We start from the raw sequence: 26,135 nt of genomic DNA, 5'->3' as shown, positions 1-26,135 counted from the left end.
GGGCATAAGCGCCGCTTATCGGCGGCTTGACGCGCGCGTCACGGCCGGCCTGACTTCTCCAGGAAGGGCAGCGCGCGCGCCAGCAGCACGTCGGGCGCTTCCTCCGCGATATAGTGCCCGCACGGCAGCGGGCCGCCGTCGACGGCGGATGCCACGCGCTGCCATTCCTGCAGCGGCTGGAAGCAGCGATGGACCACGCCCTGTTCGCCCCACAACACCAGCAGCGGCATCGTCAGACGCTTGCCGGCCTCGCGATCGGCGCGGTCGTGCTCGAGATCGATGCCGGCGGCCGCGCGATAGTCCTCGCAGACGCCATGCGCGGCGCCGGGCAGCGCGGCGCAGCGCTCGTATTCGCGCAGCGCATGCGGATCGAACGGGCTCAGCCCGGCGCTGCGGCCGCCCATCAGGTCGCGGATATAGCGCGACGGATCGGCCTCGATCAGCCGCTCGGGCAACGGCGCCGGCTGGATCAGGAAGAACCAGTGCCAATACGCGCGGGCAAATGCCTCGGTGGTCTGCTCGTACATCGCCAGCGTGGGCGCGATATCGAGCAGCACCATGCGCTCGACCGCGTCCGGGTGGTCCATGCCGAGCCGATGGGCTACCCGTGCGCCGCGGTCGTGCGCCAGCACGCGAAAGCGCTCGAAGCCAAGCGACTGCATCACGCGCAGCGCGTCGCGGGCCATCGTGCGCTTGCTGTAGTTGCCATGGTCGGCCGTGCCGGCAGGCTTCGACGAGTCGCCATAGCCGCGCAGATCGCACGCCACCACGGTGAATCGCTGCGCCAGCGCCGGCGCGACCTTGTGCCAGATCGCATGCGTCTGCGGATGGCCATGCAGCAGCAACAGCGGCGGCCCGTCGCCGCCGACGACGGCATGGATCGTGACCTCGCTGTCGGTCTCGACGTCGATGCTGCGGAATTGCGGAAAGAGGGAAAGGTCCACGGCGCGATCTCCGAACGGGAATCGCGCCATTCTAGTGCGTCGACGGTACGCGATTGGGCGCCTGCCAGGCAACACAAGGCTAACTGGCAGGAAACAACGGCTGGAGGGCGGGGCCTGCGCCGCAGTGCCGCCGGTGCGCAGCCGATATCGATCAGGCCGCCAGCACCTCCGAATTGACCAGCCGCAGCGTCTGCGGATGCGTCAGCGGAATCTCCGCCGCGCGCAGCCGCTTCAGGATGTCGAACAGCAGATCGCTCTTGGTGCCGCCGGCGATGCGCGGGCTGGAGACGAAGCCGGTCACGGTCAGCGTGATGCCGTTCGGGGCCAGCTGGCTGAAGGTCACCGACGGCGCCGGATGGTCGAGGATCGTCTCGTTGTCGGCGTAGGCGGCGAGCAGCATGTCGCGGACCTCCTCGGGGTCGATGTTCAGCGGGAAGGTCAGCGTCAGCGAGGCCACGCCCAGCGTGCTGTTGTTCATCGTCACGTTGCGCACGCTCTGCGAGATCAGCTGCGAGTTCGGCACGATCATGGTCGAGCGGTCGCCCAGCTGGATCTCGGTGGCGCGCACGCTGATGCGGCGGATATCGCCCTCGACGCCGCCGATATTGACCATGTCGCCGACCTTGACCGGCCGCTCGGTCAGCAGGATCAGCCCCGAGATGAAGTTCTTGACGATCTCCTGCAGGCCGAAACCGATGCCGACCGACAGCGCGCTGACGATCCAGGCCAGGTTGTCCCAGCGCACGCCCAGCAGCGACAGCGTCATCAGCACCAGCAGCACGTAGCCGATATTGCTGAACAGCGTCACCAGCGAGGCCCGCATGCCCGGCTCCATGCCGGTCTTGGGCAGCAGGTCCGCATCGAGCCAGCGGCGCACCGAACGCAGGATATAGACGCCGACGCCGGTGGCGATCACCGCGTTCAGGATGCGCTCGGGCATGATGTTCATCGCCCGCAGCTTCTCGCCGCCCAGCACCATCAGCAGGCTGTCCAGCAGGTCCTTGGGCGTCGTGCCGAAGCCGCCGGTCAGCAGCGCGATCACCGCCAGCAGCAACAGCAGGCTCGAGCCGAGCCCCGACAGCACGGTCGACACCTGGTCCAGATGGCTGTCGCCGAGCCCGAACAGCTGCTTGATGATGCGGCCGCTCGAATAGTTGACCGAGAACAGGCTCTCGCAGGCATCGCGCGTCAGCTTGGTCAGCAGATACAGGCTGCACAGCACGATGTCGAACCAGACGATCTCGTAGGTCAGGAAGCGCGCGAAGGTGATATAGCCGGTCAGCAGCGCGGCCAGCGTCACGACGATGGTGACCGTCAGCCCGGCCAGCACGATGCCGGTCAGCGTCGAGCCGCTGCCCGGTCGCTCGCCGGCGGCGACCAGCGCGGCGCGCACGCGGTTGGCCCGCAGCAGCGCGGCGCCGATCGTCAGCGTCACCACCAGCGAGACCAGGCCGCGCCCGAACAGCGTGACCTGGACGCTGGTATCGATGGTGCGGTTCAACTGCTCGATGGTGCCAGCCAGCAACAGCAAGCCCGCCAGCACGATGGGGAAGGGCCGCAGCGCGCGGGCGATGTCGTCGTGCAGCGACGGCAGGCGCCAGGTCGGATGGCGCGTGCACAGCAGCGCGCGGCCCAGGCCGGCGATCAGCGCGCTCGTCATGGTCAGCTTGATCAGCTCGTCGGCCAGGTCGCGCATCGGCTCGGACAGCTCGTAGTCGCGGGTGAAGGCGAACAGCACGATGCGCACCGCCAGCGCGGTCGTCAGCACCGTGGCCAGCGCCGTCGACAGCGCCAGCGCGCTGCGCCGCAGCCGGTGCTCCGGCAGCCGGTGCAGGCAAACCCATGCCATGCCGCGCTCGATCAGCCGGCGGCCCAGCGACCAGATCGCAAAGGCCAGCGCCAGCAGCATCACCGTACCGGTCCGGTGTTCGGCGTCCCAGGCCTGTTTCGCCATCGGCGTGACCAGCGAGCGCAGCGACTCGAAGCGCTGCCGGTCCTGGCGGCTCGGGTCGAATGCCGGCATCCAGAAGTCGCCGCTGAGGATGCTGTTGGAGCGCAGCGCGACCTGGTCCTTCAGATGGCCGCGCTGCAGCTTGGCGATCTGCTCGGCCAGATTGCCCAGGCTTTCCTTGTCCTCTTCGGCCTTCTTCAACTGATCGTCGAGCGCCTTGGCGCGCCCGTTCAGCTCGGCGCGCTGCCGGGCCACCGCGGGCGCCTCCGATGCGCTGCCATCGGCCGGGGGCGGGCCCAGCAGATCGATCTGCGCCTGTACCTTGGCGCGCTCGGCCACCAGCGTGCCGCTCAGCGTATCGACGTCGGCCAGCAACCGGTGCACCGCGTCATCGAGCTCGGTCAACTGGTTGCCGCTGGTGTCCTTGGACGCTTGCTGCTTGATGCGGTCCTGTTCGGTCTGCAGCCGCTTGAGTTCCGCGCTGGCCGCGGCGGCGGAGAACGGGGCGGCGGGCTTGTCTTCGGTCTGGGACGGCTCGTCCGCGCCAAACGCCGCGGGCGCCGCGGCGGGTAAGCAATGCAAATAGACGATCAGCAGCAGGCTGAGCGCCATTCCGGGAAGTCGACGCATGTAGGGAGCACCTTTGAGCCGGCGCCTGCGGGCGCCGGACGTTGCCGTGGGGTCATCCGATGCGTGCCGGACGTCGCGCCATGCCGCGGGAAGTGGGCAAGGCCATGAGGGCGTCGCAGCCAACGCGAATGGACGCCGCCGGCACCGGAAAGCCCGGAATTATACATACGTCGTCGAACGCGGCTGCAAAAGTGGCTAAGTAGCCTCTATCTTGCTGGATGGTGGGTGTCGATGCCAGCGGGCCGGGGCCATCGCACTAGCGCCGGAAGCGCTCCACCACCGCCAGCAGACGGTCGCAGGCAGCCGCGACCTGCTTCGGCGGCGCGGTCGCGATGCCCAGCAGCAGACCGGACCGGGAGCGAGCCGGGGACGCATACCAGACCGACAGCGGCGACGGCGCGATGCCGAACGCCGCCGTTTCCTTCGCGATCGCGACATCGGCGCTGCCATCCGGCAGCCGCAGCAGCACGGCCAGTCCGGTCGGGGCCGCCGCGTCGCCGACGCGCGGTCGCAGATGGGCCAGCAGCCCGTCGCGCTGCGATGCGTAGAGCCGCTTGGTGCGCCGCAGATGCCGCAGGTAATGGCCGTCCTGCAGGAACTCGGCGGTGGCAAGCTGGATCGACGATGCCGGGGCCGGCGCGAGACAGGCCGCGATCTCGGCGAAGCGGGACACCAGCGACGGCGGCGCGACGACAAAGCCCAGTCGCAGGGTTGGACTGATGGTCTTGCTGAACGAGCCGATGTGGATCACCCGTCCGGCACGGTCCAGCGAGGCCAGTGCTGGCGCGGCACGGCCCTCGAGCCGCAGCTCGCTGAGGTAGTCGTCTTCGATGATCCAGGCGCCTTGCGCCGCGGCCCAATCGAGCAACTGCAGTCGCCGCGGCAGCGACAGCGTGCCGCCGAGCGGGGCCTGCTGTCCGGGCGTCAGCACCGCCGCCGCCGCATCGGCCGCATGCTGGACGCCGTAGTGGACATCGATGCCGTCGGCGTCCACCGGGACCGGTACCGGCGACAGGCCGGCCAGTTCGAGGCCGCGGCGCGTATACGGAAAGCCAGGGTCCTCGGTCCAGACCTTGCGCCCGTCCAGGCCCAGCACGCGCAAGGCCAGGCCGAGGCCGCCGGCGAATCCGCCGGTGATCAGCACCTGCGACGGCGAACACTGAATGCCGCGCGCGATGGCCAGGTAGGCGGCGATTTCGCGGCGCAACGCCGCTTCGCCGCGCGGATCCGGGTAGAGCGCGGCGGCGCCGAGTTCGGCGCGTGCGGCATGGGCACGCACCCGCGAGAACAGCTTGGCCGGAAGGCTCTGCTGGGCTGGCACGCCCATCTGGAAAATCGCCGGCCCCGCCATGAATTCCAGATACTTGTCGATGAACGAGCCGGGATCGGGCCGCTCGTCGGCATCGCCGGCGCGCCGCGCGGGCCGGTCGGCGACCCGGGTGCCGTTGGCGCGAGAGGCGACGACGAGCTGCGCGTCCGCCAGCTTCTCGTAGGCGGCCTTGACGGTGCCGCGTGCGACGCCAAGCTGGGTCGCCAGATCCTGCCAGGACGGCAGCCGCGCGCCGGGCGCCAGCACGCCGTTTTCGATGGCGGTGCCGATGCCGTCGCGGATCTGATCGACCAGCGGCGTCCTGGCGGACCGGTCGAGGGCGAGATGCAGGGGCTGGGTCATCGATGGCTCATGGTCAAGCAACTTCGCGAAGTACGGGACGCAATACATCGCCCTGGTACATCGCCGTAGTACATAAAAATAGATAATTCTTGGTTCTTTTATTTGTACCAGCGCGTGACCAGAATGGGAACACTTATCTGGAGAGTGTCCCGTGAATATCCGATCCTTGATTGGCGTCGCCTGTGCCGCGACGTATGCCGCCGCCGCCGTGGTCTGGAGCGTGTCCGCCTTTGCCCATGGCGCCGGAGAAACCGTCACCGAGAACTTCAATCAGCCGATTTCCAACATTCCCGGCAAGTCGCTGGTTGCCGTGGTGGTGGACTACGCCCCCGGCGCCGCGTCGCCGGCGCATCTGCATGCGGATTCGGCGTTCATCTACGCCTACGTCGTCTCGGGCGCGATCGAGTCGCAGGTCAACGACGGCCCGAGGCGCGTCTACCGGGCGGGCCAGAGCTTCAGCGAGTCGCCCGGCTCGCGCCATCCGGTCAGCCGCAATGCCAGTGCGACGCAGCCGGCGAAGCTGCTGGCCGTGTTCGTCGTCGACACCGAGGACAAGGTGCTGACTACCCCGATCCATTCCTCTGTCACCAAGGAGTCAAAGCAATGAGCAAGCGTCTCGACTACAACCAGATCGCCCCGGCCGGCATGAAGGCCCTGGGCGGTGCCTACGGCTATGTGATGCAGTCCGATCTGTCGCCGGTGCTGGTCGACCTGGTCTACCTGCGCGTGTCGCAGATCAACAATTGCGCCTACTGTCTCGACATGCATACCCGCGACCTGCTGAAGAAGGGCGTCAAGGTCGAAAAGCTCGCGCTGGTGCAGGCCTGGGCCGAGGCCGGCGATCTGTTCGACGAGCGCGAGCGCGCCGCGCTGGCGTGGGCGGAGTCGGTGACGCGCGTCGCGCAGACCGGCGTGCCGGACGCGGACTACCAGGCCGCGCGCGCGGTATTCGACGAACGCCAACTGGTCGACCTGACCATCGCGATCGGCGTGATGAACCTGTACAACCGCATGGCGATCAGCTTCCGCAATACGCCGCAGGCCGCGCTGGCGCAGTAGCCGGTTCGTTCCGCCGTTTCCGATCCATCTCTGGGAGTACCGCCGTGGCCACCGACGAGATTGCAGGCATCGCGATTCCGGACAGCAGGCTCGCCCGCGAAGCCGCCGAGCTGATTCGCGATACCGAGAGCGACCTGCTGTTTCACCACTCCGCTCGGGTCTATTTCTGGGGCAGCCTGCTGGGGCGAAGGCGGAAGCTCCGTTTCGATCCGGAATTGCTCTACGTCGCGGCGATGTTCCACGATATCGGCCTGACTTCGCGCTATCGGGACAGCCAGTTGCGTTTCGAAGTCGACGGTGCCAATGCCGCGCGCGACTTCCTGCGCAGCCACGGCATTGCCGAGAGCGACATCGCGACAGTGTGGGCCGCCATTGCCCTGCACACGACACCCGGCATTCCGCAACACATGCATCCCGAGATCGCGCTGATCCAGGCCGGGGCGGGAATGGATGTGGCGGGGCGCGGGTATGAAGATGTCGGCGACGACGAGCGCGAAGCGGTGATCGCGGCTCACCCGCGCGGACATGGCTTCAAGCACGGCATCATCGACGCGTTTTATGACGGCATGAAGCACCGGCCCGATACCACCTTCGGCACCTTCAACGACGATGTATTGGCGTTCAAGGATCCGAACTTCCAGCGCGGCAACCTCTGCAGCATCATCCTCGGCTCGCGCTGGCCGGACTGAGGCGGCCGGATCTACCGTCGGCGCTCGTGCCGGCGTGTTCGCTCCGGCAGAAGGCTGCCTTATTCCACCTCGCCGTCGTCGGTGTCGCCGACCTTGGCGTCCTGCTCGTGGCGCATCGCCGCGGCGGTCAGTGTCGTGGCGACCGCCGGCGCGGCCTCCTTGCGCTCGCTGTAGCGGTCGGTCAGATAGTCGGAGCGGTCGCGCGTCAGCAAGGTGAACTTGATCAGTTCTTCCATGACGTCGACCACGCGGTCGTAATACGACGACGGCTTCATGCGGCCGCTCGCATCGAATTCCTGATACGCCTTCGGTACCGACGACTGGTTCGGAATCGTGACCATCCGCATCCAGCGGCCCAGCACGCGCAGCGCATTGACGGCGTTGAAGGACTGCGAGCCGCCGCAGACCTGCATCACCGCCAGTGTGCGGCCCTGGGTCGGCCGAATGCCGCCGCTCTCCAGCGGCAGCCAGTCGATCTGGCTCTTGAAGACAGCGGTCAGCGTGCCATGGCGTTCGGGGCTGCACCAGACCTGGCCCTCCGACCATTCGGACAGCTTGCGCAGCTCGGCGACCTTGGGGTGGTCCGCCGGCACGCTGTCCGCGATCGGCAGCGCGTGCGGATCGAACACGCGCGTTTCGGCGCCAAGGCGCTTGAGGATGCGTTCGGCCTCCAGCGTAAGCAGCCGGCTGTACGATGTTGCGCGCAGCGAGCCGTACAGCAGCAGGATGCGCGGCGGGTGGGTGCTGGTCTTCGCCGGCTCCAGCTTGCGCGGGTCGGGAATGTCGAGCAGCGACGGCACGACGTTGGGCAGGTCGGCGCTCATCGGCCGACCCTCCGGCCCTGGGCGTCGATGACCAGCTCACCGTCCTCCTTGGCAAACGGACCTTGCTGCGGCGAGGGCAGGATGTCTAGCACCAGTTCCGACGGCCGGCACAGCCGAACGCCAAGTTCGGTGACCACGAACGGCCGATTGATCAGGATCGGGTTCGCCAGCATCGCGTCGAGCAACTGGTCATCGGTCAGCGACGGATCGTCGAGGCCGAGCTCGGCATAGGGTGTGCCCTTTTCGCGAATGGCTTCGCGCACGCTCAGGCCGGCCTGCCGGATCATGCCTTCGAGTTCGCCGCGCGTGGGCGGCGTCTTCAGGTACTCGATGACCGTGGGTTCGATGCCGGCATTGCGAATCATTGCCAGCGTGTTGCGGGACGTACCGCAGGCGGGGTTGTGATAGATCGTGACAGCGGACATGACGTTTTTTATCCGGGGCGTTTCTCAGGAGGCTTCGTACCAGCGTTGCGAGCGATTGACCACGCCGACGACCAGCAGCATGATCGGCACCTCGATCAGCACGCCGACCACGGTGGCCAGCGCCGCCCCGGATTCGAAGCCGAACAGGCTGATCGCCGTGGCGACGGCCAGCTCGAAGAAGTTGCTGGCGCCGATCAGCGCGGACGGGCCGGCGACGCAATGCGCCACGCCCAGCTTGCGGTTCAGGAAATAGGCCAGGCCGGAATTGAGCACGACCTGGATCAGGATCGGCACGGCCAGCAACAGGATGATCAACGGCTGTTCGACGATCGCATTGCCCTGGAAGCCGAACAGCAAGACCAGCGTTGCCAGCAGCGCGGCGATCGAATACGGGCCGAGCGCGCCGGTCACGCGCCGATACGTCGCTTCGCCGCGCGCCAGCAGCAGCTTGCGGATCGCCTGCGCGATCAGCACCGGGATCACGATGTACAGCACCACCGAGACGATCAGCGTGTCCCACGGCACCGTGATCGACGACAGCCCGAGCAGCAGCGCGACCACCGGCGCGAACGCCACCACCATGATGGCGTCGTTGACGGCGACCTGCGACAGCGTGAAATACGGATCGCCCTTGCACAGCTGCGACCAGACAAAGACCATCGCGGTGCAGGGCGCCGCCGCCAGCAGGATCAGGCCGGCCACATAGCTGTCCAGCTGTTCGGCCGGCAGCCACGGCGCAAACAGATGCCGCACGAAGATCCACGCGAGCAGCGCCATCGAGAACGGCTTGACCAGCCAGTTGACGAACAGCGTCACGCCGATGCCGCGCCAGTGGCCCGCCACCTGACCCATCGCGCCGAAATCGATCTTGATCAGCATCGGGATGATCATCACCCAGATCAGCAGCCCGACCGGCAGGTTGACCTGCGCGACTTCCATCGCACCGATGGCCTGGAACACGCCGGGAAACCACTGGCCGAGCAGGACCCCGGCCACGATGCACAGCGCGACCCAGATCGTCAGATAGCGCTCGAAAAAGCCGATGCCGCCGGCCGGCGATATCGTCGCCGTCTGTTCCGCCGCTCGTTCCGCCGCCGTCATGCCTTCGGCTCCACGACGCGCGGCGACGACACCGATACGGTGGAACAACCGGACACCGGGGAACACGGATTGCCGCCGCAGCAGTTCTCCGTCAGGTAGCCGAGCAGCGCATTCATCGTCTCGTAGCGGGCCATGTAGATGATCGAGCGGCCGTCCTGCCGGCTGCGCAGCAGGCCGGCCCGATGCAGTTCCTTCAGGTGAAAGGACAGCGACGAGGCGGGCATTTCCATCAGCTCGGCGATCCGGCCGGCAGGCAGGCCTTCCGGACCAGCCTGGACCAGCATGCGGAAGACGGCCAGCCGAACGGAATGGGCGAGGGCGGAGAGGGCCTCGAGGGCGGTATTGGTTTCCATGTTTCGAATATATTCGAAACATGGAAACCATGCAAGCAAGGCGCTCGGACGACGTGCGCACCACCCGTTCCTGTCCCGGTCGAGGGCGGCGGCGCCACGCCACCTCAGGCGCCGCGGCGCTGCGCCATCCGTTGGCCGATGGCCCGCAACGTCGGCTCGGGCAGGCGGGTCGCAAAGGGAAAGACCTCGCGCTCTTCTCGCTCGACGTGCCGCAGATAGCGCGCGGCGAACTCCGCGAGGGCGTCCGGCGCGGCGCCGGCCGAACCCTGCTGCACTGCCTCCAGCCACGGCCGGGCCTGATGCCACAACGCGTCCAGCGCGTCGTGGTCGTCCTCCAGCGCCCGCATCGCGGCCGTCAGCGCGTCGTCGCCGAGCGCGCGCAGGGCAGGGAACAGATCCGTTTCTTCATCGGCGTGATGCAAGGGCGCGGCAATCGTGAAGTACCGCACGATGCCGGCTGCCGCGGTGCGTGCCTGGTCGTCCGCACCATGCCGGGCGGTGTGTTCGGCAAGGCGGCCGCACAGCGATGCAAAACGGCGGGCCTTGTCGTGGCAGGCGGTCAGCAATTCGATCGGGGATTCGAAGGAGGGAATGGTGGGCGTGTTCGGCAGCATGGCGGGGCTATTATCGCGCTGTCTGCGAGGCACCGGCGCAGGCGACAATCGAGCGCCGTTTTTGCGGCGGGCGGGCAATCTTTACCGCCCGCGTCGGCCTGTACAACGGCAGCCGCTGCATTCCAGTGGTGGCGCAAGGCTTGCTTGGCGTCAATGGATTACCCTGCTGTACGACCGCTTTGGCTCACTCACTGGAGATCAATATGTCCGATGGAAAACTCGGCATCGCCGGCACGACGTTCATTGCCTTTGCCGTGGCCGGGCTCGCGCTGGCTGCTTCCATGTACCTGGCGTACCTCGCAGCGCCGCCGAAGGGGCGCGCCCTGATCCGCGATGCGCTGGATCGCGATTCGGGGGCGGGCCCGCAAGGCTGATGCAAGGCAGATCGTCCCGATGAAGGCGTTGCGCGACCCCAGGTGCCTGCTGGTTGAAAGCCGCTGGCTTGTCCCCCGGCATTTCGACGGCATCAGTCTCGGCCCGATCGTGCTGCTTCGCCCCGGCGTGTCGGCCGGGCTGATCGCGCATGAGCTGGTTCATGTGCGCCAGTTCTGGCGCCGGCCGTTCACGCACGGGCCGCGATATCTGCTGTCGAAGGCCTATCGCCAGGCCTGCGAGGTCGAGGCCTACCGGGCGCAGTTGCAGGCCGCGGGAAGGACGCCGTCCCGCATTGCCAATCTGGCGCGCTACCTGGCGACAAAGTACCGGCTCGATCTCGACGAGGAGACAGCGGTGCGGCTGCTTTCCGTCGAGGATTTGCCGCATTGACCTCCCGGTCAGCCCCGTTTCTCTTCCTCGGGAACACTGAACTGAGCCTTCATCGATTCGATGAAAGGCTGGATCCTTGCCATGCATGCCTCGGCATGCTCGCCTTCCATCTTCGAGAGCCCCCAGTTGCAGCCCGTGGCGTCGGGCGCCTGCACGCAGATATCGCCGAAGCACGCCTCCTTGCACTCGGGCCATTTGGCCTGCTCGGCCCGGATCATGGCGCGGATTTCCGCCTTGTTCTTGATCTGCCTGGTCATCGCTGTCTCCGTCGTTGTCGAGCGGCCGCCCTTTGCGCGGGGCTCCGGCAAGGGGACGGACGTGTTGCAGGCACTGCGGTGCTTTGGATCAGAGTACGTCGAAATGCGGATGCGCGCGTGACTTTCTGCACGCCGCGTGGCCGGAGAGCGCTCGCAGGACGATCCTGCACGGTGCGGCGCGTCCGGCAGTCCGGTCCGCAGACCTGAGCGACCCTGCCTCAGAGCCCGGCGATTCAGGCGCCAAAGTAATTCAAGCCCAGCGCCCCCTTGACCTCGGCGAGCGTCGCCCCGGCGGTTTCCCGCGCACGCATCGTGCCTTGCCGCAGGATCTCCAGCACGCCGGCGCGGTCGCGCTCGAACTCGCGGCGCCGCTCGCGGATCGGCGCGATCAGCGCCTGCAGGCGCTCGTCGAGCCGGCGCTTGACGACGCTGTCGCCAAGGCCGCCACGGCGATAGTGGGCCTTCATCTCGTCGATCGCAGCGGTATCCGGATCGAACGCATCGAGGAACATGAAGACGACGTTGCCCTCGACCTGGCCCGGATCGCTGACCCGCAGATGATTCGGGTCGGTGTACATCGCGTGGACCGCCTTCGAAATCTCGTCAGGCGTGGCACCGAGCGTGATGGCGTTGCCGAGCGACTTGCTCATCTTCGCCTTGCCGTCGATGCCGGGCAGCCGCGGCACCTGCGACAGCACGGCCCGGCATTCGACCAGCACGTCGCGTCCGACCGTCTGGTTGAAGCGGCGTACCAGCTCGTTGGTCTGCTCGATCATCGGCTGCTGGTCGTCCCCGACCGGCACGAGGGTCGCCTTGAAGGCGGTGATATCGGCGGCCTGGCTCACCGGATAGGTCAGAAAGCCGGCAGGGATGTCGCGCTCGAAGCCGCGCAACCGGATCTCTTCCTTGATGGTCGGATTGCGCTCGAGGCGAGAGACCGTCACCAGGTTCAGCAGGTATTGCGTCAGTTCCGCCAGCTCGGGCACCTGCGACTGGATGAAGATCGTGGACTTGTCCGGGTCGATGCCGACGGCGAGATAGTCGAGCGCGACCTCGACGACGTTCTCGGTGACTTGCTGATGACGGCCGACGTTGTCGGTCATCGCCTGCGTATCGGCGAGCAGCAGGAACTGCTTCGCTTCGTGTTGCAGCTGCACGCGCGAGCGCAGCGAGCCGATGTAGTGGCCGAGATGAAGGGGACCGGTGGTGCGGTCGCCGGTCAGGATGACAGGTCGGGAGGTCGTGGTCATTCGATGGTGTTCCGGTTGTCGACACCACCAGCCACTGTGCGCAGATACGAAGATGCCGCCAGCAGGCTGGCGGCATCGCGTTTTCGAGGTGCGTGTGGAAACGGGCCGCCTGGGTCAGGCGCGCCACCAATATTGCCGGGAGGGCGTGCTGTGCCTCGTGCAGGCGTTCATATTGGGCTTCGTTTCCATGAGGAGCGAGTATAGCGCAGGGGAGGCGGATCAGCCTGAGCGGCCCGATCCGCCCGCATGCCCCGGCGAGGGCCGCCATGGCGGTTTCTACGGTGTTGCCGCGATCGATCGGCCTGCATATGCTCGCGGTATGCCACCTACGGGGCCGATCGCCAACCATGACCTCGCATCAGCAACCGCCGAAGACCCCGCCCGCATCGACCGATGACACACCGGGCGCCAGCCGGCCCGGCTACACCCTGCGGCAACTGGTGCTGTATTTCCTGCGCCTCGGCACGCTGGGCTTCGGAGGACCGGTGGCGCTGGCCGGCTATATGCACCGCGATCTGGTCGAATCCCGGCAATGGATTGGCGAGGCCGACTACAAGGAGGGCCTCGCGCTCGCACAACTGGCGCCAGGGCCGCTGGCCGCGCAGTTGGCCATCTATCTCGGCTATGTGCATTACCGCATCGTGGGCGCGACGCTGATCGGCATCGCCTTCGTGCTGCCGTCGTTCCTGATGGTAGTGGCGCTGGGCTGGGCGTACGTTCGCTTCGGCGGGCTGACGTGGATGCAGTCCGTGTTCTACGGCGTCAGCGCGGCCGTGATCGGCATCATTGCCATCAGTGCGTACAAGCTCACCAGCAAGAGCGTCGGCAAGGACAGGTTGCTGTGGGCCGTCTACCTGGTGCTGGCGGCGGTGACCGTGATCACCGAGTCGGAGATGGCGTGGTTGTTCCTGGCCGCAGGCATTCTGGTGTGGTTCTGGCGCGCGCCGCCCCGATGGCTTCCCAACCGGCTGAACGCGGCAGCCGCCGCGCCGATTGCCGCCTCGGGCGGCTTGCTGAGCGCGATCGATTGGCCGCTGCTGACGCAGATCGGGCTGTTCTTTGCGAAGGCCGGCGCCTTTGTGTTCGGCTCGGGGCTGGCCATCGTGCCGTTCCTGTACGGCGGCGTGGTGACCGAACACCAGTGGCTCAACGAGAGGCAGTTCGTCGACGCGGTGGCCGTGGCGATGATCACGCCGGGCCCCGTCGTCATCACGGTCGGCTTTATCGGCTATCTGATTGCCGGAACGCCCGGCGCGTGCGTGGCCGCGGTCGCCACCTTCCTGCCGTGCTACCTGTTCACCATCGTGCCGGCGCCGTACTTCAAGAAATACGGCAAGTTGCCCGGCATCCTCGCCTTCGTCGACGGCGTGACCGCGGCGGCGATCGGCGCCATTTCGGGTGCGGTGATCGTGCTGGCCAAGCGTTCGATCGTCGATGTGCCCACCGCCCTGGTGGCGCTGATCACCATCGCCTTGCTGCTCAAGTTCAAAAGGCTGACCGAACCGGTGATCGTCTTCGGTGCCGCCGTGATCGGTCTGGTGGCCTATCCGCTGCTGCATCACTGAGCCGGCAGACAGTCGGTGCCGGCTACGCTCGGCACAGGGAACGCAAGCGAACCGGCCGGCTCGGGGCGTCATACCGGAAGGCCGGGCTATTGGAACCGGATATACGGATTCGTTATACCATCGGGCGGCCGCGCGCCACGAGCGCGGCTTGTCTTTCCGTTCTCCGTCCCCCGATCGAAGTCCGTACCTGGCATGAAGTTCAAGGAAATCAGTGCGTTCCAGGCCGTGATGCGCTCCGGCTCGATGACCGCGGCAGCGGCCGAACTCTATACCTCCCAGCCCAATATCAGCCGGATGATTGCGCAGCTCGAGCACTCCACCGGGCTGACGCTGTTCGCGCGCAATGCCGGCCGGCTGACGCCGACCGAGGAGGGATTGGCGTTCCTGCGCGAGGTGGAGCGCGCGTTCGTCGGCCTCGAGGCGTTGAAGGACGCCGCCCGCAATATTCGCCAGTTCGGCAAGGGCCGGCTGCGCATTGCCGCGGTGCCATCGCTGGCGATGACGGTGCTGCCGCTGGTGCTGCAGCGTTTTCATGCCGAATTTCCCGACGTCAACGTCGCGATGGAGACCGGCAGCACGCAGCTGGTCGCCGACCGCGTCGGCAGCCGCTACTGCGACCTGGGACTGGTGTCCTTCCTGCCGCCGGCCGCCGTGACCGAGTCCCAGCCCATCGCGCAGCTCGCCGGATGCTGCGTGGTGCCGCCCGGCCACCGGCTCGCCGAACGGGAAGTCATCACGCCCGCGGACCTGGCCGGCGAATCGTTCATCTCGATGAGCCACGGCGATGGCCTGCGCGCCGCCGTCGACGCCGCCTTTGCCGGCGATGACCAGCGCGTGATGCATTTCGAGACGCCCTACGGCGCCACCATCTGCAAGCTGGTGGGTCTCGGGCTCGGCGTGGGCATCGTCAACCCGCTGGTCGCGCGCGAGCATGCCGGCGAAGTGGTGGCTCGGCCGTTTCAGCCGCAGATTCCGTTCGTCAGCTATCTGCTGCTCGCCCGTAATCGGCCCGTCAACGTGCTGGTGGACCGGTTCACCGAGCGGATGATCGAGGTGATCGACGCCGAAATGGCATCGCTGCCGCCGGGCCTATCAGGTTATTGCATGGGAGCCTGACGGACTCGTATTTGCCGCTGCGGTGCGCGCGCCGCATACTCGCTCGAACCGACACACCGGCCTGGTCGAATCCGGACAGGCGATCCGACCGGTGGCATCACGATTCCTGCGAGACCCACATGAGATTCACCAGGGCCCAAGGCCCGCATCGTTCGCTGCGGAGGCGCGCCTGATGCCGGCAGCCTCACCTTCCCGATATCCGTTGTTCGACGTCGCCGTGGTTGGCGGCGGCCTGGTCGGCTCGGCGTTGGCCTATGGGCTGCGCCAGCATGCCGGTTCGATCGCCGTGCTCGACGAGGGCGATATTGCGCTGCGGGCGTCCCGCGGCAATTTTGGCCTGGTCTGGCTGCAGAGCAAGGGCTATGGCATGGGCGCCTACAGCCGCTGGACACTCAAGTCCACGCGGCTGTGGCCGACGCTGGCCGCGGACCTGCTGCAGGAGACCGGCATCGACGTCGCGCTCGAGCAGAAGGGCGGCCTGACGCCGCTGATGGGTGACTACGAGATCGAGGCGCGGCTGGCGTGGGTCAACACGCTGATGTCGCAGCCGGACGTCGAGCCCTATGAGTGGAACCTGCTGGACCACCATCAGGCCGCGTCGCTGGTGCCGGGCCTCGGACCGGATGTGACCGGCGCGATCTGGACCCCGCACGACGGCATCGTCAATCCGCTGAAGCTGCTGCGCGCGTTCCATACCGCCTTCAGCACCAGCGGGGTGCAATACCTGCCGCACCACGGCGTGACCGGCATCGTACAGCAGGCCGGCGGCGAATTCGTGCTGACCACCGCCAACGGGGTCGTGCGTGCGCGCAAGGTCGTGCTGGCCGGCGGGCTGCGCAATGGCGATCTGGGCCGCATGGTCGGCATCGATCTGCCGATGGCCCCGCAACGCGGCCAGATCCTGGTCCTCGAGCGCACGCGCCGGCTGCTCGATACGCCGATGGTCACGCTGCGCCAGAACGACGAGGGCAGCTGGCTGGTCGGCGACTCGCAGGAAGACGCCGGCTACAACGACCACGTCACCACGCTGCCCGTGCTGGCCACGCTGGCCGACCGTGCCGTGCGCACGCTGCCCGCGCTGCGCGACGTGCGCGCGGTGCGCGCCTGGTCCGCGCTGCGCGTGCGCGCCAAGGACGGCTTCCCGGTCTACGAGCAATCGGGCACGCATCCTGGCGCGTTCGTCGTGACCTGCCACAGCGGCGTGACGCTGGCGGCAACGCACGCGCTGCATCTGGCCCCGATGATCGCCGCCGGCGAACTGCCGCCCGAGCTGGCCACTTTCTCGACCCGGAGGTTTCATGTTCCGAAGAATTGACGCGGCCGTCTTGCAAGAGGCGGACCGCAAGGTGCGGGTCACGGTCGATGGTGCCTCGCTGGAATGCCGGGAGGGCGACAGCGTCGCCGCGGCGCTGTTTGCCGCCGGCGTGCTCGCGTGCCGGGATACCGCGGTGTCCGGCGCCGCGCGCGGACCGTTCTGCATGATGGGCGTCTGCTACGACTGCCTCGTGCGCATCGACGGCCGGCCCAACCAGCAGGCCTGCATGACCCCGGTGCGCGAGGGCATGACGGTGGAGCGCCAGCTTGGCGCGCGCGAGGTGGCCGCATGACCGTGGACATCTTGACCTGCGACCTGCTCGTGGTGGGCGCAGGCCCCGCCGGCCTGGCTGCCGCGACCCGTGCCGCCGGGCTCGGTCTGTCGACGGTGCTGATCGACGAGCAGCCGGCGCCAGGCGGACAGATCTATCGCGCCATCGGCAATACGCCGGTGCGCAATCGGGCGATCCTCGGCGAGGACTACTGGCACGGCGAGAGCCTGCTCGAGCCGTTCGCCAGAAGCGGGGCGCGGCATCTGTCCGGCGCCACCGTGTGGTCGATCAATGCCCGCGAAGGGCAAGCCGCTGCTGGCGCCGAAGGGCAGGGCGAGAACCGTCGCGCGGGCTTCGAGGTCGCCTATTCGGTCGCGCGGCCCGGCCAGGATCCGCAGGCCGGGCTGCTGCATTGCCGCCATATCGTGCTGGCGATCGGCGCGCAGGAACGGCCGTTCCCGATTCCCGGCTGGACATTGCCGGGCGTCATCACCGCCGGCGCGGCGCAGATCCTGCTGAAGACGTCCGGCGTCGTCCCGGAGGGGCGCACGGTGCTGGCCGGCGGCGGTCCGCTGCTCTATCTGCTGGCGTGGCAGTACCTGAATGCGGGCGTCAAGCTCGAAGCCATTCTCGAAACCACGGACGCCGGCCAATGGCGCAAGGCGCTGCCGCATGCCTGGGGCTTCCTGCGTTCGCCTTATCTCGGCAAGGGGCTGAAGCTGCTGCGCGCGGTCCGCAAGGCCGTGCCGATCGTCAGCGGCGTGACGGCGCTTGAAGCGCTGGCCGGCGCCGACGGCAAGGTCGCTCAATTGCGCTATCAGGCCGGTGGGCAGGACCGCACGATCGCGGTCGACCAGGTGCTGCTGCACCAGGGCGTCGTGCCCAATACCAACCTGTCGCGCGCGGCCGGTGCGGAGCATGCATGGAACGAGCGGCAGGACTGCTGGGAACCCGTGGTGGACGCCTGGGGCGCGACCTCGGTGCCGCACCTGACCATTGCCGGCGATGGCGCCGGCATCGCGGGGGCGGTGGCCGCGGAGCATCGCGGCCGGATCGCGGCGCTGCATGCCGCCGCGGACCTCGGCCGGATCGGCATCGCCACGCGCGACAGGGAGGCCGCGACGCATCTTGCGGCGCTTGCCAGGGCGACGCGCGGGCGCGAGTTCTTCGAAATCCTGTACCGCCCGCTCGCCCAGTTCCGGCGCCCGGTCGGCGACACGATCGTCTGTCGCTGCGAGGAAGCGACCGCGGAACAGGTGCGCCACGCCGCGCGCATCGGCTGCCAGGGTCCCAACCAGCTGAAGGCATTCCTGCGCTGCGGCATGGGTCCTTGCCAGGGGCGCTTCTGCGGGCTGACCGTCACCGAGCTGATCGCCGACGAGCAGCAGCGCCATCCGCGCGACGTGGGCTACTACCGGCTGCGTTTTCCGACCAAGCCGGTGACGCTCGGCGAGATCGCGACGCTGCCGCAGACGCAGGCATCGCGCGAGGCCGTGGTGCGCTTCAAGAAGTGAAGCGCGACACGGCGATGCAGACCACCGGCCCGCGCCGCGGGCCGGCCTGAACACAGCAACACCACAATAAGCGAGCAAGGCCGGATCGCCCCGAGGGAATGCCGAGTCTTGCCGATTGCACCAGCACAGCGACGAAACCTGAGAGCACTCCCCAACACTACCTATCGAGGTTCAACCATGGCGTTTTCCAAGATTGTCCCGGCTCTCGCCCTCGCACTGGCCGCCACCCATGGCATCGCGCAGGACTTGCCCGCGGGCCCCATCCGGATGCTGGTCGGCTTTGCACCCGGCGGCGGCAACGATGTGATTGCCCGCCTGGTTTCGACGCAGTTTCAGTTGAATACCAAGACCACCGTCGTGGTCGAAAACAAGCCCGGTGGCGGCAGCACGATCGCGACCGCCGAGATGACGCGCGGCAAGCCCGATGGCTCGGTGCTGCTGCTCGGTTCGGTCGGCGGGCAGGCGATTGCGCCGTCGATCTACAGCAAGCTGCCTTACGATCCGGTCAAGGGCGTGCAGCCAGTTTCGCTGGTCGCCAAGTCCGCCAACGCGCTGGTCGTCAACAACGATCTGCCGGTCAAGACCGTGCAGGAGCTGGTGGCCTATGCCAAGGCCAATCCCGGCAAGCTGAACGTGACGTCGCCGGGCAACGGCACCATCTCGCACCTGTCGGCCGAGCTGTTCAAGAGCATGGCGGGCGTCTCGATCACGCATATTCCTTACCGCGGCGACGCACCGGCAATGCAGGACGTGATGGCCGGCCAGGCCCAGATGACGTTCGCCAGCCTGCCGTCGGCGAAGGCCGGCGCGGATTCCGGCAAGGTCCGCATTCTGGCGGTCACCAGCACCAAGCGCGTCGACACGATGCCGAACGTACCGACGATCGCCGAGTCCGGCGTGCCGGGCTATGAGGTCGTGTCGTGGTACGGCGTGTTCACCACCGGCGGCACGCCGATGCCGACGGTCAACCGCCTTGCACAGGAAATCGCCGCGGTGATCGCCCAGCCGTCCATCCGCGACGCGATCGCCAAGCAGGGCATGGAGCCGAGCGCCCTCGGTCCGGTCGAGTTCACGCAGCTGGTCAACCGCGACACGCAGAAATGGGCCAAGGTCGTGAAGACCGTCGGCATCAAGCTGGACTGAACGGGCTGAGGTCCGCCGGCCGGCGGATCTCGCCGGCGCGAGGCCGGGCGCACCGCCGGTCTGGTACCGGTCCGGCGGCGCCTGCCGATGTATTCCGTGGTGGAATACATCGCCGACAAAACTTCACGCGGGGCGCCGCGCGCTACTCCATACTCGCTGCATCATCGAACGCAGCGATCGTGGAGGAGCACCGTGAAAATTGCATGCGCATGGATCTTGATGGCGGCCGCACTCGGCATGTCGATGCCGTCGGCACAGGCGGCGTGGCCCGAGAAGCCGATCAAGCTGATCGTACCGACCGCGGCCGGCGGTGCCCCCGACATCGTTGCCCGCCTGTTCGGCGATGCGCTGTCCAAGCGGCTGGGCCAGGCCATCGTCGTCGAAAACCGGCCCGGTGCCGGCGGCAATATCGGCATGCAGGCCCTGCTGCAGGCGCCCGCCGACGGCTACACCATCGCCTACGGCAACAACGCCACGCTGGCGACCAACCGGTTCCTCTATAGCAAGCTGCCGTACGATCCGGACAAGCTGGTGCCCATCGTCGGGCTCGTGACGACATTCAATATCCTGGCCGTCAACAACGCACTGCCGGTGAAGTCGGTGCGCGAGCTGATTGCCTATGCGAAAGCCAATCCCGGCAAGCTGTCGATGGGTTCCGCCGGCAACGGCACGACCAGCCATCTGGGCGGCGAGTTGTTCAAGACGCTGGCCCATCTCGATATCGAGCACGTGCCATACAAGGGCAGCACCCCGGCGCTGCAGGACCTGGTCGGCAACAACGTGCATCTGATGTTCGACAACGTGCCTTCGATCGGGCCCTATGTAAGCAGCAACAAGGTGCGCGCGCTCGCCGTGACATCGACCAGGCGCTCGCCGCATTTCCCGCAGGTGCCGACGATGGACGAAGCCGGCATCAAGGGCTACGAATTGACCGCATGGGCGGGGCTGGTCGGCGCGCCCGGCATGCCGGCCGAGGTGGTGGACCGGCTCAATCGCGAGGTCAATGCGGTGATTCGAGATCCCGGTTTCCGTGCGCAGCTGGACCGGCTCTCGTTCGAGCCGCTGGGCGGATCGCCGCGCGACTTCCAGGCGCTGGTGACATCGGAGACCGTGAAGTTCGGCGAGCTGGTGCGCAAGAGCGGCGCCAAGGTCGATTGAAGGTGCACGGCATGTCATCTCATTTCGATCTGATCATCCGCAACGGCGACCTGATCGACGGCAGCGGCGCGCCGCGGCGCTCGGCCGACGTGGCAGTGCGCGACGGCATCGTTGCCGCCATCGGTGCCGGCCTCGACGCCACCGCCGACGAGGTCGTCGATGCCACCGGCATGGTGGTCGCGCCGGGATTCATCGACACCCATACGCACGACGACTGGATGGTGTTCGAGTCCCCGCAGATGCTGCCCAAGGTGACCCAGGGCGTCACCACGATCATTGCAGGCAACTGCGGCATCAGCCTCTTTCCGCTGGTCACCGACAGCATCCCGCCGGCGCCGCTCGACATCATGCGCGGCGGCTTCGTATTCGAATCGGTGCGGGCCTACCGCGAGGCGTTCGCCGCCCGGCCGGCCGCCGTCAACGTCTCGGTGCTTGTGGGCCAATCGACGCTGCGCGCGCGCCGCGTCGCCGAGCTGGGACGTGCTGCGACCGACGGGGAGATCGAACACATGCGGCGCGACGTCGAGCAGGCCCTGCTGGAGGGGGCGATCGGCGTTTCCACCGGCACCTTCTATCCGCCGTCGGCAGCGGCACCCGAACAGGAGATCCTGCGGATGTGCGAGCCGATGCGGCGGCTGGGCGGCGTGCTGGTCTCGCATATGCGCGACGAAAGCGACAAGGTTGCCGAGGCGATCGACGAGACTGCCCGTCTGGGCCGGGCGCTCGATGTGCCGACCGTGATTTCGCACCACAAGCTGGTCGGCAAGCGCAATCACGGCCGCAGCCGCGAGACGCTGGCGCAGGTGCGGGAACTGGCGAGCACGATGCCGCTTTGCCTGGACTGCTATCCGTACGCGGCCTCGTCGACCATGCTGCGTCCGGAACGGGTCGACCAGTGCGACCGCATCCTGATCACCTGGTCGGCCTCGCATCCGGAAGCCGCCGGCCGCTATCTGGAGGATCTGGCCCAGCAATGGCGGCGCTCGCGGCGCGAGGTGGCCGAGGCCTTGCTGCCGGGCGGCGCGGTGTACTTCATCATGGACGAGGGCGATGTGCGGGACATCCTAAGCTACCCGGACACGATGATCGGCTCGGACGGCATTCCGTCCGACGAAACGCCGCATCCCCGGCTGTGGGGCACCTTCCCGCGCGTGCTTGGACTGTACTCGCGGGATCTCGGCCTGTTTCCGCTCGAGCGCGCGGTTCACAAGATGACCGGTCTGCCCGCACAGCGCTTCGGGCTGGAGGGGCGCGGCCACCTTGCGGTCGGCAAGGTGGCCGACATTGCGGTGTTCGACCCGGCGACGATCCGCGATTGCGCGACCTTCGATGCGCCAACGCAGCCGTCGGTCGGCATCCGGGACGTGTTCGTTGCGGGGCAGGCGACGCTGCGCGATGGCGTGCCTACCGCCAACCGGCCCGGACGCTTCGTGACGTCGACCCTGGTCAGGTCGGGCGCGCCGGCGTGAGCCGATGCCGGGGGCGGTGCGCGTCAGCCTTGGCCGTCTGCAGCAGCCAGTCGAGAAAGGTGACGAGGGTAGGGTTGGCGCGCTTCTCGTCGAGGCAGACGAAGTAGTACGACTTCGGCGACAGATAGCTGGTGTCCGACAGCCGGATCAGGCGGCCGGCCCGCAGGTCGTCGCCCGCGACGAATTCCGGCAGCAGCGCGATGCCCATGCCGCTGACCGCGGCCTGCAGGCCCATGGTCAGCAGGCCATAGCGCGGACCGTCTCCCGGCCTGGCCACCTTGGCGCCGATCTGTGCGAGATACGCCGGCCACGCGTCCAGCGCGGTATGTTGATGGAGCAGGGGCAGCTGCCGCAGCGCCTGCGCCAGCGAGCCACCTCGTGGCCGCCGCTCAGGCGCGCACACCGGGAACAGCTCCAGCGGCATGACTTCGACGCCGAAATGGCCGGGCGGCGGCCCGCCGCAGTACATGATGGCGGCGTCCAGACCGCTGTGGGGCAGGTCGACGGGCCCGACCTTGGTCGTGATGTTCAGCTGGATCTGCGGATGCTGCTTGGCAAACTGCAGCATGCGCGGCAGCAGCCAGATGTTGCCCAGCGAGACCGGCACCGACAGATCGAGCCGCCCGCCGGACCCGCGGCCGGTGAGCACTTCCAGCGTGGCTTCCTCGAGCAGATTCAGTACCTGCGTGACGCGCTTCAGGTATTCGGCGCCGGTCGCGGTCGCGACGACGCCACCCTTGCGCCGGTCGAGCAGCCGCACGCCAAGGAAGTTCTCCAGCTCCGTCAGCTGCTTGCTGACCGCGCTCTGCGTCAGGCACAGCTCGTCGGCGGCCTCGGTCACGCTTCCCTTGCGCACAGTGGCTTCCAGGGCGACCAGATTGGCAAGGGCGGGCAGATTGCGGCTGGTGGTGCTTTTCATCGCGACATCCTCGGGGCGGGCGGCGGCTTTCGGTGCCATGGCGGCAAGCCGGGGCTGCGCCATTGTCGTTCATGTATTCCGTGAAGGAAACCAACACGATGTCCGATCGTTCTGCGGATGAAAGGGCCGCAACCGCCGATCCGGCGGCCGTCAGCGAGATGGCGCCGGTATCCGATGTCTTCGAAATGCCGATCGCGGAACTGGCACGCCGCATGGACGCCGGCACGCTGACCGCCGAACAGCTGGTGGCGGGCCACCTTGCACGCATCGAGGCGTTCGACCGCGCCGGCCCGTCGATCAATGCGATCAGCCGCCTGCATCCCGACGCGCTGCGCGAGGCGGCCCGGCTGGACCGCGAACGCCAGCGGCACGGGGCGAGGAGTCCGCTGCATGGCATTCCGATGGTGGTCAAGGACAACATCGACACCACGGGATTGCCCACCACGGCCGGCTGCGCGGCATTGCACGACGCGCGGCCCGCAAGCGACGCGCCGGTGGTGGCCCGGTTGCGCGCCGCCGGCGCGATCGTGCTCGGCAAGGCCAATATGTCGGAGCTTGCCGCCTCCAATGGACGCTTCGGCTACAGCTCGGCCAACGGCCTGACCTTGAATCCATACCGGCTGTCCCGCAACGCCAGCGGCTCCAGCAGCGGCACGGGTGCCGCGGTCGCGGCCGGCTTTGCGGTGTTTGGACTGGGCACCGATTCGTTCGGGTCGGTACGCGGGCCGGCCTGTGTGCATGCGCTGGTCGGTTTCCGTCCGACTCATGGGCTGCTGGAGTCGGACGGCGTGCTTCCTCTGGCGCAGTCCTTCGATACGGTGGGACCGCTGACCCGCAGCGTCGACGACGCGGCGCTGGTGCTGGCCACGCTGGTCCCGCAAGCCGGCTTTGACCGCACCGAGGAACGCCTTGCCGGCCGGCGGCTCGGTATCGTGACGGACTTCAATGGCGCCAACGACGAGATCGACGCGCTGTTTTCGCAAGCATGCGCGGATCTCGTGGCCGCCGGCACGTCCATCGTGCCGGTCGCGCTGCCGGTCGAAGCACGCGACCTGTACGCGCGCGTGCTGGGCGATATCGCGCGAAGCGAATGGGCAGGGCAGCTCGACCGCTATCTGGCCGCGCTGCCTTCGTCATGCCCGCGCGATACGGCGGCGCTGCTGGCGCGGATCGAGGCGCTGGAGAGCGATGCGCAAGGTGGCGATACGTCGAGGGCCGGCGCGCGAATCGCCGATGCGTCGCGACGCTCACCGAACCCGGTGACGATCGCCGCGCTGCGCCATGCCCTGGCAACGCGCAACGAACCGCCACGCCGCGGCCTGTCCGCCGCGCGCGCATTCGGCGCTGCGCTCGCCGGTCTGATGCAGTCCAGCGGTTGTGCCGCGCTGGTGTTTCCCACATTGGCCTGCCCGGCGTCGCCGCGCTTCGATCGCGACGATCCGACCTACCGCTGCCGCGTCTCCAATCCGCTGGCGGCGATGCATATGGCCAGCGCGGCCGGCTTTCCCGAGATCAGCGTGCCAATGGGCCGGACCGAGGCCGGCGTTCCGGCCGGGCTGTCGCTGCTGGGCCGTGCCGGCGACGACCGCCTGCTGCTCGGCATCGCCCGCGATTACGAAGCGGCGACGCGGCATCGCCGGCCGCCGGGCTTGGGGTAGCAAGACACGCTTGCTCCGGTCAACGCCCCCGAAGCGGCGGCAGGATGCTGTCCATCAGGCTTGCGCAGGAGCCGGCACCACCGCCGGCCGCGGACCGCGGGCCATCATCGCCATCGCCGCCGCGACCAGGCACATCGCGCCCGCGGCATACAGCGCCGGCGTATAGGTCAGCAGCAGCGTGCGCGTCATGCCCGCGCCATAGGCGGCAACGGCCGCACCCACCTGGTGGGCGGCAAACACCCAGCCAAACACCATCGCCGCACGCTCCTTGCCGAACGCGCTGCCCGCCAGCTTGACGGTGGGCGGCACCGTCGCGATCCAGTCCAGGCCGTAGAACATCGCGAACACGGACAGGCCGACCAGCGTGAAGGTGGAGTGGGGCAGCCAGAACAGCGACAGCCCGCGCAGCGCGTAGTACCAGAACAGCAGCTTGCGGTTGTCATAGCGATCCGACAGCCATCCGGACAGGATCGTGCCGACGAAGTCGAACGCGCCCATCATGGCGAGCGCCGATGCGGCGGGCACCGGCCCCATGCCAAAGTCGCCGCACAGCGCGATGAAATGCGTCTGGATCAAGCCGTTGGTGCTCAGGCCGCAGATGAAGAACGTTCCGGCCAGCACCCAGAACGTGCGGTTTCGGATCGCTTCCCGCAATACCAGGAACGGGCCGGACCATCGCATTGGTGCGGCGGGCGCTGCCGCGACCGAGGTGCCGGGCGCCTCGCCGAACGGCAGCAGCCCGACGTCGGAAGGACGATTGCGCATCAGCGCGGCGACCAGCAGCGCCAGCAGCGCACACGCCAGCAAAACCGGCAACACAGCGGTGCGCCAGCTGACATGCTCGATCAGCCAGGCGGCCAACGGCAGGAAGGCGAGTTGGCCGGTTGCCGCGCTCGCGGTCAGGATGCCGATCACAAGCCCTCGCCGCTGGCTGAACCAGCGATTGGCAATGACCGCGCCCAGCACCAGCGCCGTCATGCCAGAGCCGGCGCCCAGCATCAGGCCCCATGCGATGAACAGCTGCCACAGCGTGGTGGCCACCATGCCGAACCCCATGCCGCCGGCGATCAAGGCCAGGGCCATAAATACGATGCGGCGCACGCCATAGCGGTCGATCAGCATGGCCGCGAAGGGCGCCATCAGCCCGAACAGCGCAAAGCGAATGGCCAGTACGGTCGAAATCCTGTCGGTGTTCCAGCCGTGTTCGTTCGACAGCGGCACCAGCAATGCCCCCGGCAGTCCGAGCGCCGCCGCGGTGGTCAGCATGACAAGGAAGCCCAGTGCTGCAACGATCCAGGCGTAGTGGATGCCGTGCCGCTCCAGGCGGCGCGCAAGCAGTTCAGCAAACATGTTCGAGGTCGGGGAAAGGAGGGTGGATTCGACGGTGGATACGCGCTGCTCGATAAAAAAAAGCAAAAGGAGGCCGGCGTTCCCGATGATGGGGAACGAAACGACATGGCAAATCGAATGAGG

Annotated in this window: 26 protein-coding genes; 14 read left to right on the top strand and 12 right to left on the bottom strand. The window is 67.7% G+C overall.

Annotated features, from left to right (window positions below; all coding sequences use genetic code 11):
* Window positions 1–38: 38 nt before the first annotated feature.
* From F7Q96_RS22820 to pdxR, 3 genes are all read right to left on the bottom strand, one after another.
* On the bottom strand, window positions 39–974 hold the full coding sequence (locus F7Q96_RS22820; RefSeq protein ID WP_212762931.1) for an alpha/beta fold hydrolase: 936 nt from the start codon (window positions 972–974) through the stop codon (window positions 39–41).
* A 121-nt stretch (window positions 975–1,095) separates the two neighbouring features.
* Entirely contained in the window at window positions 1,096–3,525 is a 2,430-nt protein-coding gene (locus F7Q96_RS22815; RefSeq protein WP_053821719.1) for a DUF3772 domain-containing protein, read from the bottom strand.
* A gap of 256 nt (window positions 3,526–3,781) precedes the next feature.
* Entirely contained in the window at window positions 3,782–5,197 is a 1,416-nt protein-coding gene (gene pdxR / locus F7Q96_RS22810) for a MocR-like pyridoxine biosynthesis transcription factor PdxR (RefSeq protein WP_053821720.1), read from the bottom strand.
* Between the two features lie 151 nt (window positions 5,198–5,348).
* On the opposite strand from pdxR, the gene F7Q96_RS22805 reads away from it, so the two are divergent.
* From F7Q96_RS22805 to F7Q96_RS22795, 3 genes are read left to right on the top strand one after another with little or no spacing between them, the layout of a single operon-like run.
* Window positions 5,349–5,804 carry a cupin domain-containing protein gene (locus F7Q96_RS22805; RefSeq protein WP_053821721.1) on the top strand — a complete coding sequence of 152 codons (456 nt, stop codon included), beginning with the start codon at window positions 5,349–5,351 and terminating at the stop codon, window positions 5,802–5,804.
* The gene (locus F7Q96_RS22800) at window positions 5,801–6,256 is read left to right on the top strand and encodes a carboxymuconolactone decarboxylase family protein (protein ID WP_053821722.1); all 456 of its coding nucleotides are present in this window, start codon (window positions 5,801–5,803) and stop codon (window positions 6,254–6,256) included. Before F7Q96_RS22805 ends, F7Q96_RS22800 begins: the two co-directional genes overlap by 4 nt.
* A gap of 44 nt (window positions 6,257–6,300) precedes the next feature.
* Window positions 6,301–6,945 (top strand): HD domain-containing protein, encoded by a 645-nt coding sequence (locus tag F7Q96_RS22795; RefSeq protein WP_082371452.1) that lies wholly within the window; start codon window positions 6,301–6,303, stop codon window positions 6,943–6,945.
* A gap of 59 nt (window positions 6,946–7,004) precedes the next feature.
* Here the strand turns inward: F7Q96_RS22795 and arsH are convergent, their stop codons facing one another.
* The 5 genes from arsH to F7Q96_RS22770 form a co-directional block, all read right to left on the bottom strand.
* Window positions 7,005–7,769 carry an arsenical resistance protein ArsH gene (gene arsH / locus F7Q96_RS22790; protein WP_053821723.1) on the bottom strand — a complete coding sequence of 255 codons (765 nt, stop codon included), beginning with the start codon at window positions 7,767–7,769 and terminating at the stop codon, window positions 7,005–7,007.
* Window positions 7,766–8,194, bottom strand: a complete 429-nt coding sequence (arsC, locus tag F7Q96_RS22785) for an arsenate reductase (glutaredoxin) (protein WP_053821724.1) — start codon at window positions 8,192–8,194, stop codon at window positions 7,766–7,768. Before arsC ends, arsH begins: the two co-directional genes overlap by 4 nt.
* 24 nt (window positions 8,195–8,218) lie before the next feature.
* Window positions 8,219–9,295, bottom strand: a complete 1,077-nt coding sequence (gene arsB, locus F7Q96_RS22780; protein ID WP_053821725.1) for an ACR3 family arsenite efflux transporter — start codon at window positions 9,293–9,295, stop codon at window positions 8,219–8,221.
* On the bottom strand, window positions 9,292–9,648 hold the full coding sequence (locus F7Q96_RS22775; protein ID WP_053821726.1) for an ArsR/SmtB family transcription factor: 357 nt from the start codon (window positions 9,646–9,648) through the stop codon (window positions 9,292–9,294). The genes arsB and F7Q96_RS22775 overlap by 4 nt, the downstream gene beginning before the upstream one ends.
* A gap of 104 nt (window positions 9,649–9,752) precedes the next feature.
* On the bottom strand, window positions 9,753–10,340 hold the full coding sequence (locus F7Q96_RS22770) for a hemerythrin domain-containing protein (RefSeq protein ID WP_226994863.1): 588 nt from the start codon (window positions 10,338–10,340) through the stop codon (window positions 9,753–9,755).
* A 125-nt stretch (window positions 10,341–10,465) separates the two neighbouring features.
* On the opposite strand from F7Q96_RS22770, the gene F7Q96_RS26900 reads away from it, so the two are divergent.
* Window positions 10,466–10,636, top strand: coding sequence for a hypothetical protein (locus tag F7Q96_RS26900; protein WP_158507257.1), 171 nt, complete (start codon window positions 10,466–10,468; stop codon window positions 10,634–10,636).
* Window positions 10,596–11,027 carry a hypothetical protein gene (locus F7Q96_RS22765; RefSeq protein ID WP_226994864.1) on the top strand — a complete coding sequence of 144 codons (432 nt, stop codon included), beginning with the start codon at window positions 10,596–10,598 and terminating at the stop codon, window positions 11,025–11,027. Before F7Q96_RS26900 ends, F7Q96_RS22765 begins: the two co-directional genes overlap by 41 nt.
* Before the next feature lie 8 nt (window positions 11,028–11,035).
* On the opposite strand, the gene F7Q96_RS22760 is transcribed toward F7Q96_RS22765, so the two are convergent.
* Both F7Q96_RS22760 and trpS read right to left on the bottom strand, forming a co-directional pair.
* Window positions 11,036–11,284 carry a hypothetical protein gene (locus F7Q96_RS22760; RefSeq protein WP_053821729.1) on the bottom strand — a complete coding sequence of 83 codons (249 nt, stop codon included), beginning with the start codon at window positions 11,282–11,284 and terminating at the stop codon, window positions 11,036–11,038.
* Between the two features lie 233 nt (window positions 11,285–11,517).
* Window positions 11,518–12,534, bottom strand: a complete 1,017-nt coding sequence (gene trpS / locus F7Q96_RS22755) for a tryptophan--tRNA ligase (protein ID WP_053821730.1) — start codon at window positions 12,532–12,534, stop codon at window positions 11,518–11,520.
* Window positions 12,535–12,881: 347 nt separating this feature from the next.
* Between trpS and F7Q96_RS22750 the strand changes: the two genes are divergently transcribed.
* The 8 genes from F7Q96_RS22750 to F7Q96_RS22715 all read left to right on the top strand — a co-directional run bounded on the left by F7Q96_RS22750 (window position 12,882) and on the right by F7Q96_RS22715 (window position 22,085).
* Entirely contained in the window at window positions 12,882–14,099 is a 1,218-nt protein-coding gene (locus F7Q96_RS22750; protein WP_082371453.1) for a chromate transporter, read from the top strand.
* 192 nt (window positions 14,100–14,291) lie between these two features.
* Window positions 14,292–15,215, top strand: a complete 924-nt coding sequence (locus F7Q96_RS22745; protein WP_053821731.1) for a LysR substrate-binding domain-containing protein — start codon at window positions 14,292–14,294, stop codon at window positions 15,213–15,215.
* Window positions 15,216–15,387: 172 nt separating this feature from the next.
* Window positions 15,388–16,530, top strand: a complete 1,143-nt coding sequence (locus F7Q96_RS22740) for an NAD(P)/FAD-dependent oxidoreductase (protein WP_053821732.1) — start codon at window positions 15,388–15,390, stop codon at window positions 16,528–16,530.
* The gene (locus tag F7Q96_RS27065; RefSeq protein ID WP_053821733.1) at window positions 16,514–16,822 is read left to right on the top strand and encodes a (2Fe-2S)-binding protein; all 309 of its coding nucleotides are present in this window, start codon (window positions 16,514–16,516) and stop codon (window positions 16,820–16,822) included. The genes F7Q96_RS22740 and F7Q96_RS27065 overlap by 17 nt, the downstream gene beginning before the upstream one ends.
* Window positions 16,819–18,315, top strand: coding sequence for an FAD/NAD(P)-dependent oxidoreductase (locus F7Q96_RS22730; RefSeq protein WP_211923519.1), 1,497 nt, complete (start codon window positions 16,819–16,821; stop codon window positions 18,313–18,315). The genes F7Q96_RS27065 and F7Q96_RS22730 overlap by 4 nt, the downstream gene beginning before the upstream one ends.
* Window positions 18,316–18,492: 177 nt before the next feature.
* Window positions 18,493–19,458 carry a Bug family tripartite tricarboxylate transporter substrate binding protein gene (locus F7Q96_RS22725; protein WP_053821735.1) on the top strand — a complete coding sequence of 322 codons (966 nt, stop codon included), beginning with the start codon at window positions 18,493–18,495 and terminating at the stop codon, window positions 19,456–19,458.
* Window positions 19,459–19,677: 219 nt separating this feature from the next.
* Complete coding sequence (locus tag F7Q96_RS22720; RefSeq protein WP_053821736.1) at window positions 19,678–20,616, top strand: Bug family tripartite tricarboxylate transporter substrate binding protein; 939 nt, start codon at window positions 19,678–19,680, stop codon at window positions 20,614–20,616.
* Between the two features lie 11 nt (window positions 20,617–20,627).
* On the top strand, window positions 20,628–22,085 hold the full coding sequence (locus tag F7Q96_RS22715; protein WP_053823082.1) for an N-acyl-D-amino-acid deacylase family protein: 1,458 nt from the start codon (window positions 20,628–20,630) through the stop codon (window positions 22,083–22,085).
* Here F7Q96_RS22715 and F7Q96_RS22710 read toward each other — a convergent pair.
* Window positions 22,063–23,004, bottom strand: coding sequence for a LysR substrate-binding domain-containing protein (locus F7Q96_RS22710; RefSeq protein ID WP_082371625.1), 942 nt, complete (start codon window positions 23,002–23,004; stop codon window positions 22,063–22,065). The two genes, F7Q96_RS22715 and F7Q96_RS22710, sit on opposite strands and share 23 nt — an antisense overlap.
* Window positions 23,005–23,102: 98 nt before the next feature.
* Between F7Q96_RS22710 and F7Q96_RS22705 the strand changes: the two genes are divergently transcribed.
* Window positions 23,103–24,662, top strand: a complete 1,560-nt coding sequence (locus tag F7Q96_RS22705) for an amidase (protein ID WP_226994865.1) — start codon at window positions 23,103–23,105, stop codon at window positions 24,660–24,662.
* A 54-nt stretch (window positions 24,663–24,716) separates the two neighbouring features.
* On the opposite strand, the gene F7Q96_RS22700 is transcribed toward F7Q96_RS22705, so the two are convergent.
* A complete protein-coding gene (locus F7Q96_RS22700) occupies window positions 24,717–26,012 on the bottom strand; it encodes an MFS transporter (protein ID WP_053821739.1) in 1,296 nt (431 codons plus the stop codon).
* Window positions 26,013–26,135: the final 123 nt, after the last annotated feature.

The sequence above is a fragment of the Cupriavidus gilardii genome, from assembly GCF_008801915.1.
GTDB classification, from domain to species: Bacteria; Pseudomonadota; Gammaproteobacteria; order Burkholderiales; family Burkholderiaceae; genus Cupriavidus; species Cupriavidus gilardii.
Note: the sequence above shows the minus strand (reverse complement) of the source record. Positions and strands in the feature narration are given on the sequence as shown.

Bases quoted from the DNA above. Each gene is read 5' to 3' on its own strand.
- F7Q96_RS22820 (WP_212762931.1), bottom strand. From the start codon at position 974: ATGGCGCGATTCCCGTTCGGAGATCGCGCCGTGGACCTTTCCCTCTTT.
- F7Q96_RS22815 (WP_053821719.1), bottom strand. From the start codon at position 3,525: ATGCGTCGACTTCCCGGAATGGCGCTCAGCCTGCTGCTGATCGTCTAT.
- pdxR (WP_053821720.1), bottom strand. From the start codon at position 5,197: ATGACCCAGCCCCTGCATCTCGCCCTCGACCGGTCCGCCAGGACGCCG.
- F7Q96_RS22800 (WP_053821722.1), top strand. From the start codon at position 5,801: ATGAGCAAGCGTCTCGACTACAACCAGATCGCCCCGGCCGGCATGAAG.
- arsH (WP_053821723.1), bottom strand. From the start codon at position 7,769: ATGAGCGCCGACCTGCCCAACGTCGTGCCGTCGCTGCTCGACATTCCC.
- arsC (WP_053821724.1), bottom strand. From the start codon at position 8,194: ATGTCCGCTGTCACGATCTATCACAACCCCGCCTGCGGTACGTCCCGC.
- arsB (WP_053821725.1), bottom strand. From the start codon at position 9,295: ATGACGGCGGCGGAACGAGCGGCGGAACAGACGGCGACGATATCGCCG.
- F7Q96_RS22775 (WP_053821726.1), bottom strand. From the start codon at position 9,648: ATGGAAACCAATACCGCCCTCGAGGCCCTCTCCGCCCTCGCCCATTCC.
- F7Q96_RS26900 (WP_158507257.1), top strand. From the start codon at position 10,466: ATGTCCGATGGAAAACTCGGCATCGCCGGCACGACGTTCATTGCCTTT.
- F7Q96_RS22765 (WP_226994864.1), top strand. From the start codon at position 10,596: ATGCGCTGGATCGCGATTCGGGGGCGGGCCCGCAAGGCTGATGCAAGG.
- F7Q96_RS22760 (WP_053821729.1), bottom strand. From the start codon at position 11,284: ATGACCAGGCAGATCAAGAACAAGGCGGAAATCCGCGCCATGATCCGG.
- trpS (WP_053821730.1), bottom strand. From the start codon at position 12,534: ATGACCACGACCTCCCGACCTGTCATCCTGACCGGCGACCGCACCACC.
- F7Q96_RS22750 (WP_082371453.1), top strand. From the start codon at position 12,882: ATGACCTCGCATCAGCAACCGCCGAAGACCCCGCCCGCATCGACCGAT.
- F7Q96_RS22745 (WP_053821731.1), top strand. From the start codon at position 14,292: ATGAAGTTCAAGGAAATCAGTGCGTTCCAGGCCGTGATGCGCTCCGGC.
- F7Q96_RS22740 (WP_053821732.1), top strand. From the start codon at position 15,388: ATGCCGGCAGCCTCACCTTCCCGATATCCGTTGTTCGACGTCGCCGTG.
- F7Q96_RS27065 (WP_053821733.1), top strand. From the start codon at position 16,514: ATGTTCCGAAGAATTGACGCGGCCGTCTTGCAAGAGGCGGACCGCAAG.
- F7Q96_RS22730 (WP_211923519.1), top strand. From the start codon at position 16,819: ATGACCGTGGACATCTTGACCTGCGACCTGCTCGTGGTGGGCGCAGGC.
- F7Q96_RS22725 (WP_053821735.1), top strand. From the start codon at position 18,493: ATGGCGTTTTCCAAGATTGTCCCGGCTCTCGCCCTCGCACTGGCCGCC.
- F7Q96_RS22720 (WP_053821736.1), top strand. From the start codon at position 19,678: ATGGCGGCCGCACTCGGCATGTCGATGCCGTCGGCACAGGCGGCGTGG.
- F7Q96_RS22715 (WP_053823082.1), top strand. From the start codon at position 20,628: ATGTCATCTCATTTCGATCTGATCATCCGCAACGGCGACCTGATCGAC.
- F7Q96_RS22710 (WP_082371625.1), bottom strand. From the start codon at position 23,004: ATGAAAAGCACCACCAGCCGCAATCTGCCCGCCCTTGCCAATCTGGTC.
- F7Q96_RS22705 (WP_226994865.1), top strand. From the start codon at position 23,103: ATGTCCGATCGTTCTGCGGATGAAAGGGCCGCAACCGCCGATCCGGCG.
- F7Q96_RS22700 (WP_053821739.1), bottom strand. From the start codon at position 26,012: ATGTTTGCTGAACTGCTTGCGCGCCGCCTGGAGCGGCACGGCATCCAC.